The organism is Paucibacter sp. XJ19-41 (assembly GCF_028462495.1).
Taxonomy (GTDB): domain Bacteria; phylum Pseudomonadota; class Gammaproteobacteria; order Burkholderiales; family Burkholderiaceae_C; genus Roseateles_E.
Genome location: NZ_JAQOWX010000129.1, coordinates 1 through 15,212 on the forward strand (window position 1 = coordinate 1; position 15,212 = coordinate 15,212).

The following is a 15,212-nucleotide window of genomic DNA, read 5'->3' on the forward strand; positions in this document are numbered from 1 at the left end:
GCCAGCGCCAAGCCCGTCGCGACCGCGCCGGCCGCCACACCCGCCACGGCGCCCGCCAAGGCGGCGAGTGCTGCGGATGCCTACCTCTACTTCGTCCAGGCCGGCGCTTACACCCGCTCCGACGATGCCGAGCAGCAGCGCGCCAAGCTGGCGATGCAGGGTTTCAGCGCCAAGGTCTACGAGCGCGAGCAGTCGGGCCGCGTGGTGTTCCGCGTGCGCATCGGGCCGATGGACGGCCGCGACGAGGCCGAAGGCCTGCAGCGCAAGGTTGAGTCCGCCGGTATCGAGGCCAATCTGGTGCGCGTCCAGCGCTGACCGGTCAACTCGCTTAGGATGCGGGCGTTATCTGTTACTGCTGCCTCGCAAAGGATTTCAGGATGAAGCGTCGTGATTTTTCTGCCCAGCTGGGCTTGTCCGGTCTGGCCCTGGCTGTGCCGGGCCTGAGTCTGGCCCAGGGCGGCCCGCAAGAGGGCAAGCATTACCAGCGTCTGGCGCAGCCGCTGGCGGGAACGCCGGGCAAGATCGAGGTGGTGGAATTCTTCTGGTATGGCTGCCCGCACTGCAATGCCTTCGAGCCGGTGGTTGCCGACTGGGTCAAGCAGTTGCCCGCAGACGTCAGCTTCCGCCATGTGCATGTGGCTTTCCGCGCCAATGTAAAGCTGCACCAGCGCCTGTTCTACGCGCTCGANTGCCCGCAGACGTCAGCTTCCGCCATGTGCATGTGGCTTTCCGCGCCAATGTAAAGCTGCACCAGCGCCTGTTCTACGCGCTCGAAGCGCTGGGCAAGGAAAAAGACGTGCGCGCCCGCGTCTTTGCCGCGATGCATCGCGAGGGCAAGGCCCTCGACAGCGTCAAGGCCAGGACCGAATTCCTGACGCCGCTGGGCCTTGAGGCGGACAAGTTCACCCAGGCCTACCACTCCTGTGGCGTGCAGACCAAATGCACCCAGACCGAGAAGCTCAGCGAGGCCTACCGCATCGACGGCGTGCCGGCCCTGGGCGTCGGCGGCCGCTTCTGGACCTCGCCGGCGCTGGCCTCTGCCGGCCAGCGTGTCAGCGAAATCGAATCGGGTCAGCGCGCGTTGGCCACGGTCGACTTCCTGATCCAGCGCCTGCGCAGCGGCAAGGCCTGAGCCCGCCCAGGCCCCAATCCGGGGCTAGAATGGTCTGCAAGAACTGTGCCGCCATGAACAACAGACCTGCCCCTCTCCGATTGATGCTGCTTGCCCTGGCGCTGGCCGCCGGCGGCTGGGCGGGCTCCGCACAGGCCGAAAAGGCCGACCGCAACAAGCCGATCAATATCGACTACGACCGCGGCGGGGTCGACTTTGTCAAGCAGCGCACCGAGTTCAGCGGCAATGTCGTGCTCAGCAAGGGCAGCATGGTGATGCGCGCGGCCCGCATGGATGTGCGCGAGACCAGTGACGGCTACCAACAGGCCTATGCCAGCGGCGAGGCCGGCAAGCCGGTGACCTTCCGCCAGGCCCGCGATGTGCCGGGCGAGGCGGTCGAGGGCTCGGCCGACCAGGTCGAGTACGACAGCCGCTCGGACACCGTGCGCTTCGTCGGCAATGCGGTGGTGCGGCGCATGCGCGGCGCCACCGTGGCGGACGAGGTGGTCGGTGCGGTGATCCATTACGACAACCGCTCTGAGGTCTTCAGCATCGAGGGCGGGCAGGCCTCGCCCCATCCGGCCGGCCGTGGCCGCATGGTGCTGATGCCACGCGCGGCGGCGGCCTCCGAGCCGGCCGCCTCCGAGCCGGCCCTGCCGCTGCAGACCAGCCCGGGCTTGCAACAGCCGCGCAAGCCTTCATGACGGCCGCCCCCCCGGAACCCAGCGCCGCCCTCAGCCGCCTGGAGGCCGAGGGCCTGCAGAAAAGCTATGGTGTGCGCAAGGTGGTCAAGAACGTCCATCTCGATGTGCACAGCGGCGAGGTGGTCGGCCTGCTCGGCCCCAACGGCGCCGGCAAGACCACCAGCTTCTACATGATCGTCGGCCTGGTGCGCGCCGATGCAGGCGAGATCCGCATCGACGGCCAGGCCGTGCAGCGCCTGCCCATTCACCAGCGCTCGCGCCTGGGCCTGTCCTATCTGCCGCAGGAGGCCTCGATCTTCCGCAAGCTGACGGTCGAGGAGAACATCCGCGCGGTGCTGGAATTGCAGCAGGACGAGAACGGCCGCGCCTGGTCGAGCGCCCGCATCAACGAGGCGCTGGAGAAGCTGCTGGACGAGCTGAGCATCGAGAAGCTGCGCGACAGCCCGGCGCCGGCGCTCTCCGGCGGCGAGCGCCGCCGTGTCGAGATCGCCCGCGCGCTGGCCACCCAGCCCCGTTTCATCCTGCTGGACGAACCCTTCGCCGGCGTCGATCCGATCGCGGTGCTGGAGATCCAGCGCATCATCCGCTTCCTGAAGAGCCGCGGCATCGGTGTGCTGATCACCGACCACAATGTGCGCGAGACCCTGGGCATCTGCGACCGCGCCTACATCATCAGCGAGGGCACGGTGCTGGCCGAGGGCACGCCGCACGAGATCGTCGACAACGCCGACGTGCGCAAGGTCTATCTGGGCGAACATTTCCGAATGTAAGCCCATGAAGCAAAGCTTACAGGTCCGCCTCAGCCAGCATCTGGCGCTCACACCCCAGCTGCAGCAATCGATTCGCCTGCTGCAGTTGTCCACTCTGGAGCTGAACCAGGAAGTCGAGCAGATGCTGGCGCAGAACCCGCTGCTCGAAACGGAGGAGGAATTCCCCGACGCACCGGCCGCTGCCGAGCTGCCAGAGATCCGCAAGGCGCAGGACGAGATCGGCGCCGACAGCGGCGCCGGCGAGCCCGAGACCACGCCCGAGATCCAGGCCGAGGACTTCGGCGCCACCGAGCGCGAGGACTGGGAAAACGGCACCGAGCGAGATGATTTCGACGGCATCCGCGAGCTGCCCAGCAATAGCGGCTCCGGCAGCGGCGACGAAGACGGCGAGCGACCCGAGCAAGACTCGCCGGGCCTGAGCCTGCAGGAGCACCTGAACCAGCAGCTGGCCGGCATGATGCTGAGCCCAGAGGATCGCGCCGCGCTCTATGTGCTGATCGAGTCGCTCAACGAGGACGGCTATCTGGAGGACAGCCTCGAAGAGCTGGTTGAATCGTTGGCCGGCGAGGCGGATCCAGAGGCGCGTGACGAGTTGCTCGACCGGCTGCGCTGCGCCCTCAACTGGCTGCAAAGCCTGGAACCGCTGGGCGTCGGCGCCCGCGACCTGCCCGAGTGCCTGATCCTGCAGCTGCGCGCCCAGCCGCGCAGCGAGGCCCAGGTGGTGGCCATCCTGGTGTGCAAGCAACATCTGGAACTGCTGGCCAAGCGCGATCTGAAGAAGCTGATGGCGCTGACCGGCGCCGACGAGGCCTTGCTGCGCGAGGCCCAGACGCTGATCACCAGCCTCGAACCCAAGCCCGGCCGCCAGTTTGCCCGCGGCCAGGCCCAGGCGGTGATCCCGGACGTGATCGTTCACAAGGTCGGCCGCGAGTTCCGCGTGATGCTGAACCCCGAGGTGGCGCCCAAGCTGCGCATCAACGAGCTCTATGCCCAGGCGCTGCGCGCCACCCGCGGCGGCGTCAGCAACTCGCCGCTGGGCGCCCAGCTGCAGGAGGCGCGCTGGTTCATCAAGAACATCCAGCAGCGCTTCGACACCATCCTGCGTGTCTCACAGGCCATCGTCGAGCGGCAAAAAGGCTTCTTCACCCACGGCGAGCTGGCGATGAAGCCGCTGGTGCTCCGAGAAATAGCCGACGAGCTGGGCCTGCACGAGTCGACCATCTCGCGGGTGACGAATGCCAAGTACATGGCGACCCGCTTTGGCACCTTCGAGCTGAAGTACTTCTTTGGCTCCGGTCTGAACACCGAGGCCGGCGGCAATGCCTCCAGCACGGCGGTGCGCGCGTTGATCAAGCAGTTCGTCGCCGCTGAGGACGCAGCCAAGCCGCTGTCCGACAGCGCGCTATCGAACATGCTCGAAGAGCAAGGCATCCAGGTCGCACGCCGCACCGTCGCCAAGTACCGCGAAGCGCTGAAGATCGCGCCGGCGAATCTGCGCAAGGCGATGTAGCGCGGCAACGCAACGACGCGCAGATGCTCTTCACCACAGCCGCCTTCGTTGCCCTCTACCTGCCGCTGGTGCTGGCCGGATTTTTCGTCATCGGGCGTTGGAGCCATGGCGCTGCGGCCAGCTGGCTTTTTGCAGCCTCGCTATTGTTCTATGGCGTCTGGATGCCCGAGTACGTGCTGCTGCTGCTCGGCTCCATCGTCGGCAACTTCTGGATCGGCCAGGGTATTGCCGCCAAGCGCGCTGATGGCTTGATCCCGCAAGCAAAAATCTTGCTGATCGTCGGCGTCAGTGCCAATTTATTGCTGCTGGCCTACTACAAGTACGCCAACTTCTTCGTCGACAACCTCAACGCGGTGCTGGGCACGCAGTGGCAGCTCGGCGCGGTGCTGCTGCCGATTGGCATCTCTTTCTTCAGCTTCACCCAGATCGCCTTCCTGGCCGACAGCTACCAGAAGGGCACACGCGAATACCGCTTCAGTCACTACGGACTGTTCGTCACCTACTTCCCGCACCTGATCGCTGGCCCCGTGCTGCACCATGCGCAGATGATGCCGCAGTTCAGGGATCCGGCCACCTACCGCATCCAGCCCGCCATGCTGGCGGCCGGCCTGGCCATCTTCGTGCTGGGTCTGGTAAAAAAAGTCGTGCTGGCCGATGGCATCAGTCCCTACGCAGATGCCGTCTTCAATCCGGCGGACGCCGGCATGCACCCCGACTTCCACGAGGCCTGGTTGGGAGCCCTGGCCTACACCTTTCAGCTCTACTTCGATTTCTCGGGCTACTCGGACATGGCAATCGGCATCTCGCTGCTGTTCAATGTGCGCCTGCCTTTCAACTTCGACTCCCCTTACCGCGCAAGCAATATCAGTGACTTCTGGCGACGCTGGCATATCTCGCTGTCGAACTTCCTGCGCGACTACCTCTACATCGCGCTGGGCGGCAACCGAAAGGGCGCGCTGCGTCGCTATCTGAATCTTGGCGCCACCATGCTGCTGGGTGGCCTGTGGCATGGTGCCAGCTGGTCCTTCGTGCTGTGGGGCGGCCTGCATGGGCTCTATCTGATGCTCAACCATGGTTTCAGCGCGCTGTGTGGCCCGGTACTGAAGCAGCGCCTGGCGGCCAGCCGTGCCTACATGCTGAGCAGTTGGCTGCTGACCATGCTGGCCGTGGTTTTGGCCTGGGTGTTCTTCCGTGCAACGACGCTGGACGGCGCGCTCCGCATGATCGAAGCCATGCTCAATCCCTCGAGTCCCGGCCTGCACCGCCTGCTGTGGGAGGCCGGCCTGCAGCTACAGGCCGGCTGGACCTGGTGCGCGGTGCTTGCAGCCATCGCTTTCCTCGCGCCGAACAGCAACAGCATCGGCCAGCGGCTGATCACGCTGTGCCAGCAGCGCGTTGCGGCACGCGCCCTGCTCGCGGGCGCAGCGATCGGCGCCATCGCCCTGCTGGTGCTACTGAACACCGCACGCAGCTCGGTCAGCGCATTCATCTACTTCAATTTCTGAGATGGCAGCCCGCGCTCTCGCTTTCATCCTGCTGGGCCTGGGCGCGCTGCTGCTGAGCTGCGAGCTGCTGTTGCGCCTGCTGCCCGTCTCCAGCGCGACGCTGACCGGCTACCACCTCGACCCATTGATCCTCAACTACCCACCCCGCCATGCATGGACCTCGGCCACAGGATGGGATTTGCGCAACTCGTATCGCAATCTTGCCAACAACGCCGGCTATATTGCCCATCGCGATTTCAAGCACGACACGGAGGCCGTCGCGCTGATAGGCGACAGCTTTGTCGAAGCCTCGATGCTGCCCCCGGCCGAACGCCCGGGGGTGCAATTGGAGCAAGCACTGGCCGGGCGGCCGGTCTATGCGCTGGGCCTGCCCGGTTCAGCGTTGCTGGACTATGCCGAGCGCATGCGCTGGGCTCAGCAGCGCTACGGCATACGGGACTTCGTACTGCTGCTGGAGCGGGGTGATCTGAGGCAGTCGCTGTGCGGTTCGGGCAATGTCCACGGCCCGTGCCTGGATCCCGACACACTGGTGCCGCGCATTGAAACCCAGCCCGCACCCGGCAGACTCAAGCAATGGTTACGACACTCGGCCCTGGCCCAGTATCTGTTCAGCCAGCTCAAGCTGACTCCGCAACGCCTGTGGAAGCAAGCGCTCGAGCAAGCCAGGCCGCCGTCTGAGGCCCCTGCTGTCAAGGCCGCACCGCCCCTCGCACCGGCGTCGGCGCAGCTGACCGGGCAGAACGCGGTGGCGCACGAGTTTTTCCGGCGTATCGCCTCACTGGACTTGCGGCGCCTGGTGATCGTGCTGGACACCGATCGCGACGCGATCTACGCAGGCCGGCCGATCGGAAACCCAGAGCGGCAGGTCTTGATCACACAAGCCCCTTCGCTCTCTGTGCAGTGGGTCGACGCGACCCCTCTGCTGATGCAAGACTATGCGCGGCAGGGGCTGAGCTTTGACGTCGGTCCCTATGACAAGCACCTCAATACGCTGGGCGTGCGTCTGCTGATGGAGGCGGCCGCGCGGTCCCTCCGCAATTCCCCCTCAGCTGCGCATCAAGGTCGAGACCTCTATTGATGTAAATCAAGCATGCCGGCGCAGATCCTGGCTACTGTGCCAACCCGCGCCCATGCTCTCGACCGATCTCGCCCCTCTCCGCCCGCCAATCCACATCGCCCGCCAATGGCTGGCCCTGCTCGCCGCCGCCAGTCTGGCCTGGGCTGGCGCGGCCTGGTGGCTGCAGGCCGAGCGCAGCGCGCTGCAGCGGCACGAAAGCGAGAAGCTGCAAGTGCTGGTGCAGACGCTGGACGGCATCGTCTCGCAGCAGATGCTGGCGATCAAGGCGGCGCTGGACACCGTGGCCGTGCAGCGCCGGGGCTGGCGCACCGAGCGGCTGCCGCAGGACAGCGCCGCGCTGCTGCAGACCCTGGCCCAGGCCATGCCCGGCGTGCGCGTGCTGATGCTGGTCGATGCCCAGGGGCGGGTGCGAGCCAGCTCGGTGCCGCAGCTGCTGGGCTTGGATGTGCGCTCGCGCGATTACTTCAGCGTGCCGCAACAGCGGCCCGACCCCGGGCTGCTCTATGTCTCACCGCCGTTTCGCAGCGTCATGGGCGTGCACACGCTGACGCTGGCGCGGGCCTTGTTCGATGCCCAGGGCCGTTTCGAGGGCGTGGTCACCGCCAGCCTGGATCCGGACTACTTCCGCCTGGTGCTGGAGACCGCCCAGCCCTCGCCCGACACCTGGAGCGCCCTGGCCCATACCGGCGGCCTGCTGTTCAGCATGACGCCGCCCGATGAGCGCTGGATCGGCCGCAATCTGCTGGCCATGCCGGACTCCATCCTGGCCCGCCATCTGGCCAGCGGCCAAAGCGCCAGCCTGCACCGCATGCGCGCCCAGATCAGCCAGGACGAGCGCCTGGCCGCCGCCCGCCATGTCAGCCCGGCCGGCTTGCGCACCGATGCCGGCCTGCTGGTGGCGGTCGGGCGGGCGCTGCAAGGCATCGAGGCGCCCTGGCGGCGCCAGCTCCATGCGGTGCTGCTGATCGGCGGCCTGCTGTCGCTGGGCATGGCGGCGGCCCTGCTGCTGTGGCAGCGCCGCCAGCGCCTGATCTTCGCGACGGCACAGCAGGCCGCCTTCAAGCTGCAGGAGCAGGCCCAGCACACCCAGGCCATCCTCGACCATATGGTGGACGCGGTGATCACGATAGACAGCGCCGGGCAGATCGCCTCCTTCAACCCGGCGGCGGAGCGCATCTTCGGCTATCCAGCGGCGGAGGCCATAGGCCGCAATATCAGCCTGCTGATGCCCGAGCCCGACAGCGGCCGACACGCCGACTATCTGAGCCGCTATCTGGCCGGCGGTCCGGCGCGCGTGATCGGCCAGGGCCGCGATGTCGATGGCCGCCGCAAGAGCGGCGAGGTGTTTCCGATGAGCCTGGCCGTCTCGCGCATCGAGCGTCGTGGCCAGACCCTGTTCATCGGCCTGGCCCGCGACATCTCCGATCGCAAGCGCGCCGAGGCTGCGATCGAACGGCTGGCTTTCTACGACCCGCTGACCACCCTGCCCAATCGCCGCCTGCTGCTGGACCGGCTGGCGCAAAGCCTGGCCGCCAGCCAGCGCAGCGGCCGGCATGGCGCGGTGCTGTTCATCGACATCGACAACTTCAAATCGCTCAACGACACCCTGGGCCACGGCATGGGCGACCGCCTGCTCAAAAGCATGGCCCAGCGCCTGCAGGCCGCGCTGCGCGCGCAGGACTCGGTGGCGCGCTGGGGCGGAGACGAGTTCGTCGTGCTGCTGCAGGACCTCGGTGCGGACGCCGGCGTCGCCGCCCTGCATGCCGAGGCGGCCGCCGAGAAGCTGCTGCGTGTGCTGGGCCAGCCCTACCAGCTCGACGAACACCTGCACCACAGCACGCCCAGCATAGGCATCGTGATCTGGGGCGCGGGCGACACCAGCAGCGAAGACCTGCTCAAGCATGCCGACCATGCGATGTACCAGGCCAAAGCGGCCGGGCGCAACCAGCTGTGCTTCTTCGACCCGCTGACCCAGGCGGCGCTGGCCGAGCGCGCCGCGCTGGAGGCCGATCTGCGCGAGGCCTTGCCGCTCGGACAGCTGGAGCTGCACTACCAGGCCCAGGTCGGCCGCGACGGCGCCTTGCTGGGCGCCGAGACCCTGCTGCGCTGGCGCCATCCGCAGCGCGGCTTTGTCTCGCCGGCCGTCTTCATCCCGCTGGCCGAGCAGACCGGCCTGATCGGCCCGCTGGGCGAGTGGGTGATGCAGCAGGCCTGCGCCCGGCTGGCCGCCTGGGCCACGCAGCCGGCGCTGGCCGGGCTCAGCCTGGCCATCAATGTCAGCGCCCACCAGTTCCGCCAGAAGGGCTTTCTGGGCCTGATGCAGCAGCTGCTGGCACGCAGCGGCGCGCCGACCGAGCGGCTCAAGATCGAGCTGACCGAGAGCGCCCTGGTCAACGATGTCGAGGCCGTGATCACGCTGATGAACGAGCTGCGCCGGCTCGGCCTGGCGGTCTCGCTGGACGATTTCGGCACCGGCTATTCCTCGCTGGCCTATCTGAAGCGCTTGCCGCTGAACCAGCTGAAGATAGACCAGAGCTTTGTGCGCGACCTGATCAGCGAGCCGAACGCCCGCGCGATCGCCCGCACCGTGATCCAGCTCGGCGACAGCCTGGGCCTGCAGGTGATCGCCGAGGGCGTCGAGACCGAGGCCCAGCGCGCGCTGCTGGCCGAGCTGGGCTGCCATGCCTTCCAGGGCTATCTGTTCAGCCGGCCGCTGCCGGTGGCCGCGTTCGAGGCACTGGCCGGCAGCTGGAATGCGGTCAGCGAGGCCGCCTGAACCAGAAAGGGGACAATACGGCCCTGCTTCCCCGCCTCCAGAACCATGTCCCAGAACGAAACCCTGCATCTTTTCCTGTCCTGCGCCAGCGGCGTCGAGCCCTGGCTGGAACAGGAGGTGCGCGCCATCCTGCCCAAGACCCATACCGAGGCCTTGCGCGGCGGCGTCGCGGTCAAGAGCAATGCCGAGGGGGTGATGAAGCTCAATCTGGAGAGCCGCCTGGCGCAGCGCGTGCTGATCGAGCTGATCGACGGCCCCTACCGCCATGAGGACGACCTTTACACGCTGGCACGCAAGATCGACTGGACCCAGTGGATCACGCCGGCCCACACGATACGGGTCGACATCGTCGCGCAGCGCTCGCCGCTGCAAAGCCTGAACTTCACCACCCTGCGCATCAAGGACGCGATCTGCGATGTGATGCGCGAGGCCACCGGCGAGCGCCCCAGCGTCGACACCCGCCACCCCGACCTGCCCATCATCATGCATGTGGGCCCGGAGTACGCGACCATTTATGTGGACAGCTCGGGCGAGCCGCTGTTCAAGCGCGGCTGGCGCGAGGACAAGGGCGATGCGCCGCTGAAGGAAACCCTGGCTGCGGCGATGCTGGCGGCCGCCGGCTGGAAGGGCACGCCCGAGACCGGTGGTGCGCTGCTGGATCCCTGCTGCGGCTCGGGCACCATCGCCGTCGAGGCCGCGCAGATCGCCTGCGGCATGGCCGCCGGCATGCAGCGCCGCTTCGCCTTCGAGCGTCAACTGCCTTTTGTGCCGCTGCGCGGCCGCTTCCAGGCCATCAAGCAGGCCGCCAAGGACCGCGAGCATGCGCCGGCCGTGCCGATCTTCTGCAGCGATGTGGCCTTCCGCATGGTCGACTTCGCGCGCCGCAATGCCGAGCGCGCCGGCGTTGCCCAGTACATCCAGTTCAATGGCGGCGACGCGCTGGAGCGCCCCGCGCCCGAGCTGCCCGAGGGCATGCCCGGCACCGTGATGCTGAACCCGCCCTATGGCGAGCGCATCGAGGTGCGCGGCAAGGCCGGTGTGCAATCGATGAGCCGCGATGCCGGCGGCTCCGAGGCCCGCGACGGGGGCGACGACTTCTTCCCGCGCCTGGCCGCCCACTGGAAGCGCGCCTACACGCAAAACCCGGCCGGCTGGACCGCCTGGCTGCTGTGCCCGGATATGAAGCTGCCCAGCAAGATGCGGCTGAAGGAGTCGCGCAAGATCCCGATGTGGAACGGCCCGATCGAATGCCGCATGTTCAAGTTCGAGCTGGTGGCCGGCTCGGCGCGCAAGGAAAAATCGGCCCCAGACCCCGAGGCGAGCGGCATCTGACGCTGCTTTGCGGGACAAGCAGCCGGCGCTGAAGGCCGCTGCGGCAGCCGCCAACTAACGCGCAGCTAACGCAGGCCCGGCCCAATGGCACCGTGCCTCGCCGAGGGCCGCCCGAGCGACGACGCTGGGCGATGCACAACGGTGCCGCGCCGGCGACCTATCGCCGGCCGGCGGCTCATCTCGTGCATGTCTTTCGGGGGACTCTTGCCATGATCCGCAAACTCTACGCCGCCGCCCTGCTGGCCCTTGCCTCTACCTTGCCGGCCCAGGCCCAGCAGGGGGTGTCAATGGCCGTCAACTACACCGACTTCAGCAGTTGGAGCGTCTACGGCAGCGCCAGCGCTGCCAACAGCACGCCGGGCAACGGCTTCACCTACAGCGTGCTGGCGCTGACCCAGCCCGGCAGCAACGACAGCGTCGGCGCCGCATTTGCGCCCACCGCGATCGCCCTGAACCTCAACGAGGCTTTCAGCTTCGATTTCTACTTCTACATCGTCGGTGACGCGCTGCGCGGCGACGGACTGAGCTTCACGCTGGCGCGCGAGCCGGGCAGCGGCGGCTCCGGCAGCGCGCTGGGATACGAGGGCATCGAACACAGCGTGGCACTGGCGATCGACACCTTCAACTTCGACGACGAACCCGCCTCACCCAGCCTGCAGCTGCTGCAGAACGGCTCGACCCAGCCCCTGGCCGTCACCGAGACCGGCCTGGGCGACGACATCCGCAACAGCTGGGCGCAGAGCCTGGTGACCCTGAGCTTCACCCCGTCCGGCATGGGCGACGCCACCGGCACGCTGAGCGGCAGCTTTCTCTATTACACGATGCCCGACGATCCCTTCAGCTACACCGTCTACACGGTGTCCTCGGCCGTCGACCTCAGCAGCCTGCTGGCCGAAGGCCAGAACCCCGAAGACGCCCTGCTCTACTACGGCTTCACCGCCGCCAACGGCGCCGCCAGCGACGGCCACTTCATTGCCAGCGCCGCGCCGGTGCCCGAGCCCGGCGCCGGCCTGATGCTGCTGGCCGGCCTGGCCAGCCTGGCCTGGGTGGGCGCACGGCGCCGCGCGGGCCGCCGCTAGCGCGTCGTCCTAGGCTTGCTGCGCCAGCAGGTTGTGAAAGGGCTTGCGGCTCTTCCAGCGATAGCTGCCGAAGTCGCGCTCGTCGGTGGTGAGAATGCGGCCGTGATCCAGATGCTCCGCCAGCAGGACCAAGGAGGCATCAGCCAGATCCATCGGCAGGCTGGCATAGCGCCGCATCAGTGCAGGGATGGTGGCGACCCGTGCCGGGGCGATATCCCAAACCAGCAAGCCGCCATCGGCCACCTCGCTCATCAAAGCCTGCGCGAAACGCGGGCCCAGGCGCCGGCCGATCAGATGGGTCGCCTCCGTCAGCACCGGCCAGGTCGTGACCCAGCCTTCCTGCGCGGTGGGCAGGGCCGCGACGGCGCGCGCATGCCAGGCATCGCTCTTGTCGAGCAGTGCATAGATGAAACCGGTATCGACGGCAATCATCGACCGTCTTTGGTGCGCCCGACCTTGCTCTGAGTGGGGTACTTGGCATCCAGGCCTTCAGCCAGATACTGCTTGACCTTGGCGGAGACATCGCTGCGGCCGCTGTCTCCCTGACCGATCAAGCCGGACAGATGCTTGAGCTGGCTGCCTTCACCGCGAACATGGCGGTAGTAGAAGTCCACGCTCTCACGCAGCACCTCGCTGACCGTCCGGCCCGAGCTGGCCGCCAGATACTCGACCTGCTGTTCGGCGACGCCCTCGAATCTTGCGTTGACGCGCATCGCGACTCCTGTTCGTGAAGCTGAGGCCCGATTGTATGACAGCGCATGACAAGCCTGCGAGCCCTCTCACCGCGCCAGCTGCACCGCAGCCGCCAGGCTCAGCCGCTCGCCCTCGGCCCACAACGCCGCCAGGCGAGCGGGCTCGAGCTGGCAAGCGGCCAGGCGTCGCAGCCGGCGCAGGTCGTGGTGGTCGCTGCGGCCCAGGGCGCCGAAATGCGTAAGCCAGTAGCGGGCGACGAAGGCAGCCAGCAGCACGGCGCGCTCGGCATCGCGCAGATGGGCGAGCGCGCGCGGCAGATTCCACAGGCCATAGGCCAGCTCATGCGGCGACAGGCAGTCCCAGGCCAGCACGATGCAGGCCCGGTAGCTGGCCGCCGCCTCGGGCCAGCGCCGCAACGCGGCCAGGGTCTCGCCCTGGACATTCAGCGACTGGCCAAGACGGCGCCAGTCCTGCAGCGTGCGTGCGGCCTCGATCAGGCCGTCCAGCCGCAGCAGCGCTTGTGCGTGGCGGCCGGCGTTGTGTTCCGACACGGCCAGGTTGTAGCGCCCGCTATTGATCTGGTAGGGGTTGCCGAGCCGCTCCCACAGCACCAAGGCCTGGCCATGCAAGGCCTCGCCGCGCGCGGCATCGCGACCGACATTGGCGATGAAGGCCTGCAGCGCCAGCAGGCTGGCTTGCAGATCGAGGTCAGCCCCGGCGTGCGCCAGCTGCAGGGCCTCGGCGATCACCGGGCTCAGGCCCTGCTCGCGCCGGCTGCTGCGCCAGCGTACCCGGGCCCAGGCATGCAAAGCCCGGCCGCGCCAGGCACTGCCGGGCGGCGCGCCATCGAGGCCGGCCTGGGCATGCTGGCGGGCCCGCTCCTGCTCGCCGGCATTGAACAGCAGCGGCGCCAGCAGGCTGTGGCCCTGGCTGCACAGCATAGTGTCGGCACAGGCCTGCACCGCGCGCTCCAGCAGGGCCAGGGTATCGGCGGGCGGGGCCACATCCTCGAACAGGCGCGCCAGCGGCAGGGCCAGCGCTATCGCATCAGCCGGCGCCCCATCGGCCAGCGCGCTGGCGAAAGCGGCCTGCAGATTGGGCAGCTCGGCGCGCAGCTCGCCCAGCTCGACCGCGGCCGGCAGACCGCTTGCCCAGGCCAGCATCCAGTGGCGATGGCGGGCCCGGCCGGCGGCCATGAGCTGCTCGTCAAGCTGGCATGCGGCGTACTCGCGCACCGGCTCGCCAATGATGAAGCGCGGCTCACCGCCGGCATGGGCGACCCGCAGCAGCGAGTGCGCCACCAGCTCGTCCAGACCCGGTCGCGTGGCGGCGCAGACCTGGCGGGCCGCCGCCGCCGTGAAGCTGCCCTGGAACACGGTCAGCCCGGCCAGCAGGCCCTGCTCGGCCGGGCTCAGCAGCTGCCAGCTCCAGGCGATCACCGCCTGCATCGAGGCATGGCGCGGGTCCACGCCGCTGCGCGGTCCCTGGCGCTGCAGCAGGGCCAGCGCGCTGCCGCTCGCCGCTTGCTGCATCTCGGCCAGCAGGCCGGCCACCGACAGGCTGCGCAGCCGCGCGGCCGCCAGCTCGATGGCCAGCGGCATGCCGTCCAGCAGCTGCAGCAGCGCCACCAGATCGGCCTGCTCCTCGGGCCCCGGCGCGAAATCAGGCCGCACCGCACGGGCCCGGTCGACGAACAAGGCCAGCGCCGGGCTGGCCAGCGCCTCGGCAGACGACATCGCGCGCGCCGGCAGGGCCATGGGCGCGAGCTGCCACTCGCACTCGCCGTCCAGGCCCAGCACCCGCCGCGAGCTGACCAGCAGATGCAGGCCCGGCAGCTCGGCCAGCAGCCGCGCCACCAGGGCCTCGCCGACGCCGCAGAGCTGCTCGAAGTTGTCCAGCACCAGCAGCGCCCGGCGGTCGACCAGTCCCAGCAGCAGGGCCGCCAACGGATCGCTGCCCACGGCCAGTTGCAGCGCGGCGGCCAGCGCGTGGACCAGTTGCTCCTCACTGCGGCAGTCCAGCAGCGGTACGAAGGCCAGCAGGTCAAAGGCCTCGGCTGCCTGCAGTGCGTGTGCCGTCTCCACCGCGAGCCGGGTCTTGCCGCTGCCGCCCGGGCCCAGCAGCGTGATCAGGCGGCGCCTGTGCACGGCCTGCTGCAGACGCTCGCCGGCGCGCTCGAAGAAACGGGTCAGGTAGACCGGCAGCGCCCGCGTGGCCGGGCGCTGCGCGGGCCGCTGCAGGGCCAGCTGCTGCCGGGCGGCCTCGAACAGGGCCGCCAGGCGCAGCCGCTCCTCGTCGATCCAATCCTCGTAGAAGCCGGGCATGAACTCGCCACCATAGGCCGCGCAGGCCTCGGCGATCCGCCCCGCGCCCAGCAGCGCCTCGAACTGCCGCACATCGCAAGACAGCACGCCGGCTCGCAGGCGCAGGCTGAGGCGGTCGGACTCCAGCACGTCAGCACCTGTCGCCAGGGCCTGGCGCAGCATGAAGACGGTCTGGCGCAGGCGGTTGCGGCCGGTGGCCAGGTCCACGCCCGGCCACAGCAGCTCGATCAGCTCCTCGCGCGCATGGCTGCGCTGGGGCTGCAGGGCCAGGCGGGCCAGCAGCGCGGCGGCGCTGCGGCTGCCGAAGTGGTGCAGCGCCGGTTCCTGCTC

General features: G+C 68.4%; 13 protein-coding genes. 10 read left to right on the plus strand and 3 right to left on the minus strand.

What is annotated here, in order from left to right; all coding sequences use genetic code 11:
- From PO768_RS24105 to PO768_RS24150, 10 genes are all read left to right on the plus strand, one after another.
- A partial coding sequence (locus tag PO768_RS24105) for an SPOR domain-containing protein (RefSeq protein WP_272648063.1) occupies positions 1–315 on the plus strand: 315 nt, incomplete at its 5' end.
- 406 nt (positions 316–721) lie between these two features.
- Positions 722–1,132 (plus strand): DsbA family protein, encoded by a 411-nt coding sequence (locus PO768_RS24110; protein ID WP_272648064.1) that lies wholly within the window; start codon positions 722–724, stop codon positions 1,130–1,132.
- A gap of 53 nt (positions 1,133–1,185) precedes the next feature.
- Positions 1,186–1,815, plus strand: a complete 630-nt coding sequence (gene lptA / locus PO768_RS24115; RefSeq protein WP_272648065.1) for a lipopolysaccharide transport periplasmic protein LptA — start codon at positions 1,186–1,188, stop codon at positions 1,813–1,815.
- Positions 1,812–2,585, plus strand: a complete 774-nt coding sequence (lptB, locus tag PO768_RS24120; RefSeq protein ID WP_272648066.1) for an LPS export ABC transporter ATP-binding protein — start codon at positions 1,812–1,814, stop codon at positions 2,583–2,585. Before lptA ends, lptB begins: the two co-directional genes overlap by 4 nt.
- A gap of 4 nt (positions 2,586–2,589) precedes the next feature.
- On the plus strand, positions 2,590–4,095 hold the full coding sequence (locus PO768_RS24125; RefSeq protein ID WP_272648067.1) for an RNA polymerase factor sigma-54: 1,506 nt from the start codon (positions 2,590–2,592) through the stop codon (positions 4,093–4,095).
- 23 nt (positions 4,096–4,118) lie between these two features.
- Entirely contained in the window at positions 4,119–5,600 is a 1,482-nt protein-coding gene (locus PO768_RS24130; protein WP_272648068.1) for an MBOAT family O-acyltransferase, read from the plus strand.
- 70 nt (positions 5,601–5,670) lie between these two features.
- Positions 5,671–6,678, plus strand: a complete 1,008-nt coding sequence (locus PO768_RS24135) for a hypothetical protein (protein ID WP_272648069.1) — start codon at positions 5,671–5,673, stop codon at positions 6,676–6,678.
- A gap of 52 nt (positions 6,679–6,730) precedes the next feature.
- On the plus strand, positions 6,731–9,454 hold the full coding sequence (locus PO768_RS24140) for a bifunctional diguanylate cyclase/phosphodiesterase (RefSeq protein WP_272648070.1): 2,724 nt from the start codon (positions 6,731–6,733) through the stop codon (positions 9,452–9,454).
- Between the two features lie 45 nt (positions 9,455–9,499).
- Complete coding sequence (locus PO768_RS24145; RefSeq protein WP_272648071.1) at positions 9,500–10,786, plus strand: THUMP domain-containing class I SAM-dependent RNA methyltransferase; 1,287 nt, start codon at positions 9,500–9,502, stop codon at positions 10,784–10,786.
- Positions 10,787–10,995: 209 nt separating this feature from the next.
- Positions 10,996–11,865: a PEP-CTERM sorting domain-containing protein gene (locus tag PO768_RS24150; protein WP_272648072.1), complete on the plus strand. Its 870-nt coding sequence runs from the start codon at positions 10,996–10,998 to the stop codon at positions 11,863–11,865.
- 9 nt (positions 11,866–11,874) lie between these two features.
- On the opposite strand, the gene PO768_RS24155 is transcribed toward PO768_RS24150, so the two are convergent.
- The 3 genes from PO768_RS24155 to PO768_RS24165 form a co-directional block, all read right to left on the minus strand.
- Positions 11,875–12,297, minus strand: coding sequence for a type II toxin-antitoxin system VapC family toxin (locus PO768_RS24155; RefSeq protein ID WP_137942584.1), 423 nt, complete (start codon positions 12,295–12,297; stop codon positions 11,875–11,877).
- Positions 12,294–12,578 (minus strand): hypothetical protein, encoded by a 285-nt coding sequence (locus PO768_RS24160; RefSeq protein ID WP_137942583.1) that lies wholly within the window; start codon positions 12,576–12,578, stop codon positions 12,294–12,296. Before PO768_RS24160 ends, PO768_RS24155 begins: the two co-directional genes overlap by 4 nt.
- Positions 12,579–12,644: 66 nt before the next feature.
- The coding region (locus PO768_RS24165) for an ATP-binding protein (protein ID WP_272648073.1) at positions 12,645–15,212 on the minus strand (2,568 nt) is incomplete at its 5' end.

Coding starts and splice junctions, on each gene's coding strand:
- PO768_RS24125 (WP_272648067.1), top strand. CDS start 2,590: ATGAAGCAAAGCTTACAGGTCCGCCTCAGCCAGCATCTGGCGCTCACA.
- PO768_RS24160 (WP_137942583.1), bottom strand. CDS start 12,578: ATGCGCGTCAACGCAAGATTCGAGGGCGTCGCCGAACAGCAGGTCGAG.
- PO768_RS24140 (WP_272648070.1), top strand. CDS start 6,731: ATGCTCTCGACCGATCTCGCCCCTCTCCGCCCGCCAATCCACATCGCC.
- PO768_RS24145 (WP_272648071.1), top strand. CDS start 9,500: ATGTCCCAGAACGAAACCCTGCATCTTTTCCTGTCCTGCGCCAGCGGC.
- PO768_RS24130 (WP_272648068.1), top strand. CDS start 4,119: ATGCTCTTCACCACAGCCGCCTTCGTTGCCCTCTACCTGCCGCTGGTG.
- lptA (WP_272648065.1), top strand. CDS start 1,186: ATGAACAACAGACCTGCCCCTCTCCGATTGATGCTGCTTGCCCTGGCG.
- PO768_RS24155 (WP_137942584.1), bottom strand. CDS start 12,297: ATGATTGCCGTCGATACCGGTTTCATCTATGCACTGCTCGACAAGAGC.
- PO768_RS24150 (WP_272648072.1), top strand. CDS start 10,996: ATGATCCGCAAACTCTACGCCGCCGCCCTGCTGGCCCTTGCCTCTACC.
- lptB (WP_272648066.1), top strand. CDS start 1,812: ATGACGGCCGCCCCCCCGGAACCCAGCGCCGCCCTCAGCCGCCTGGAG.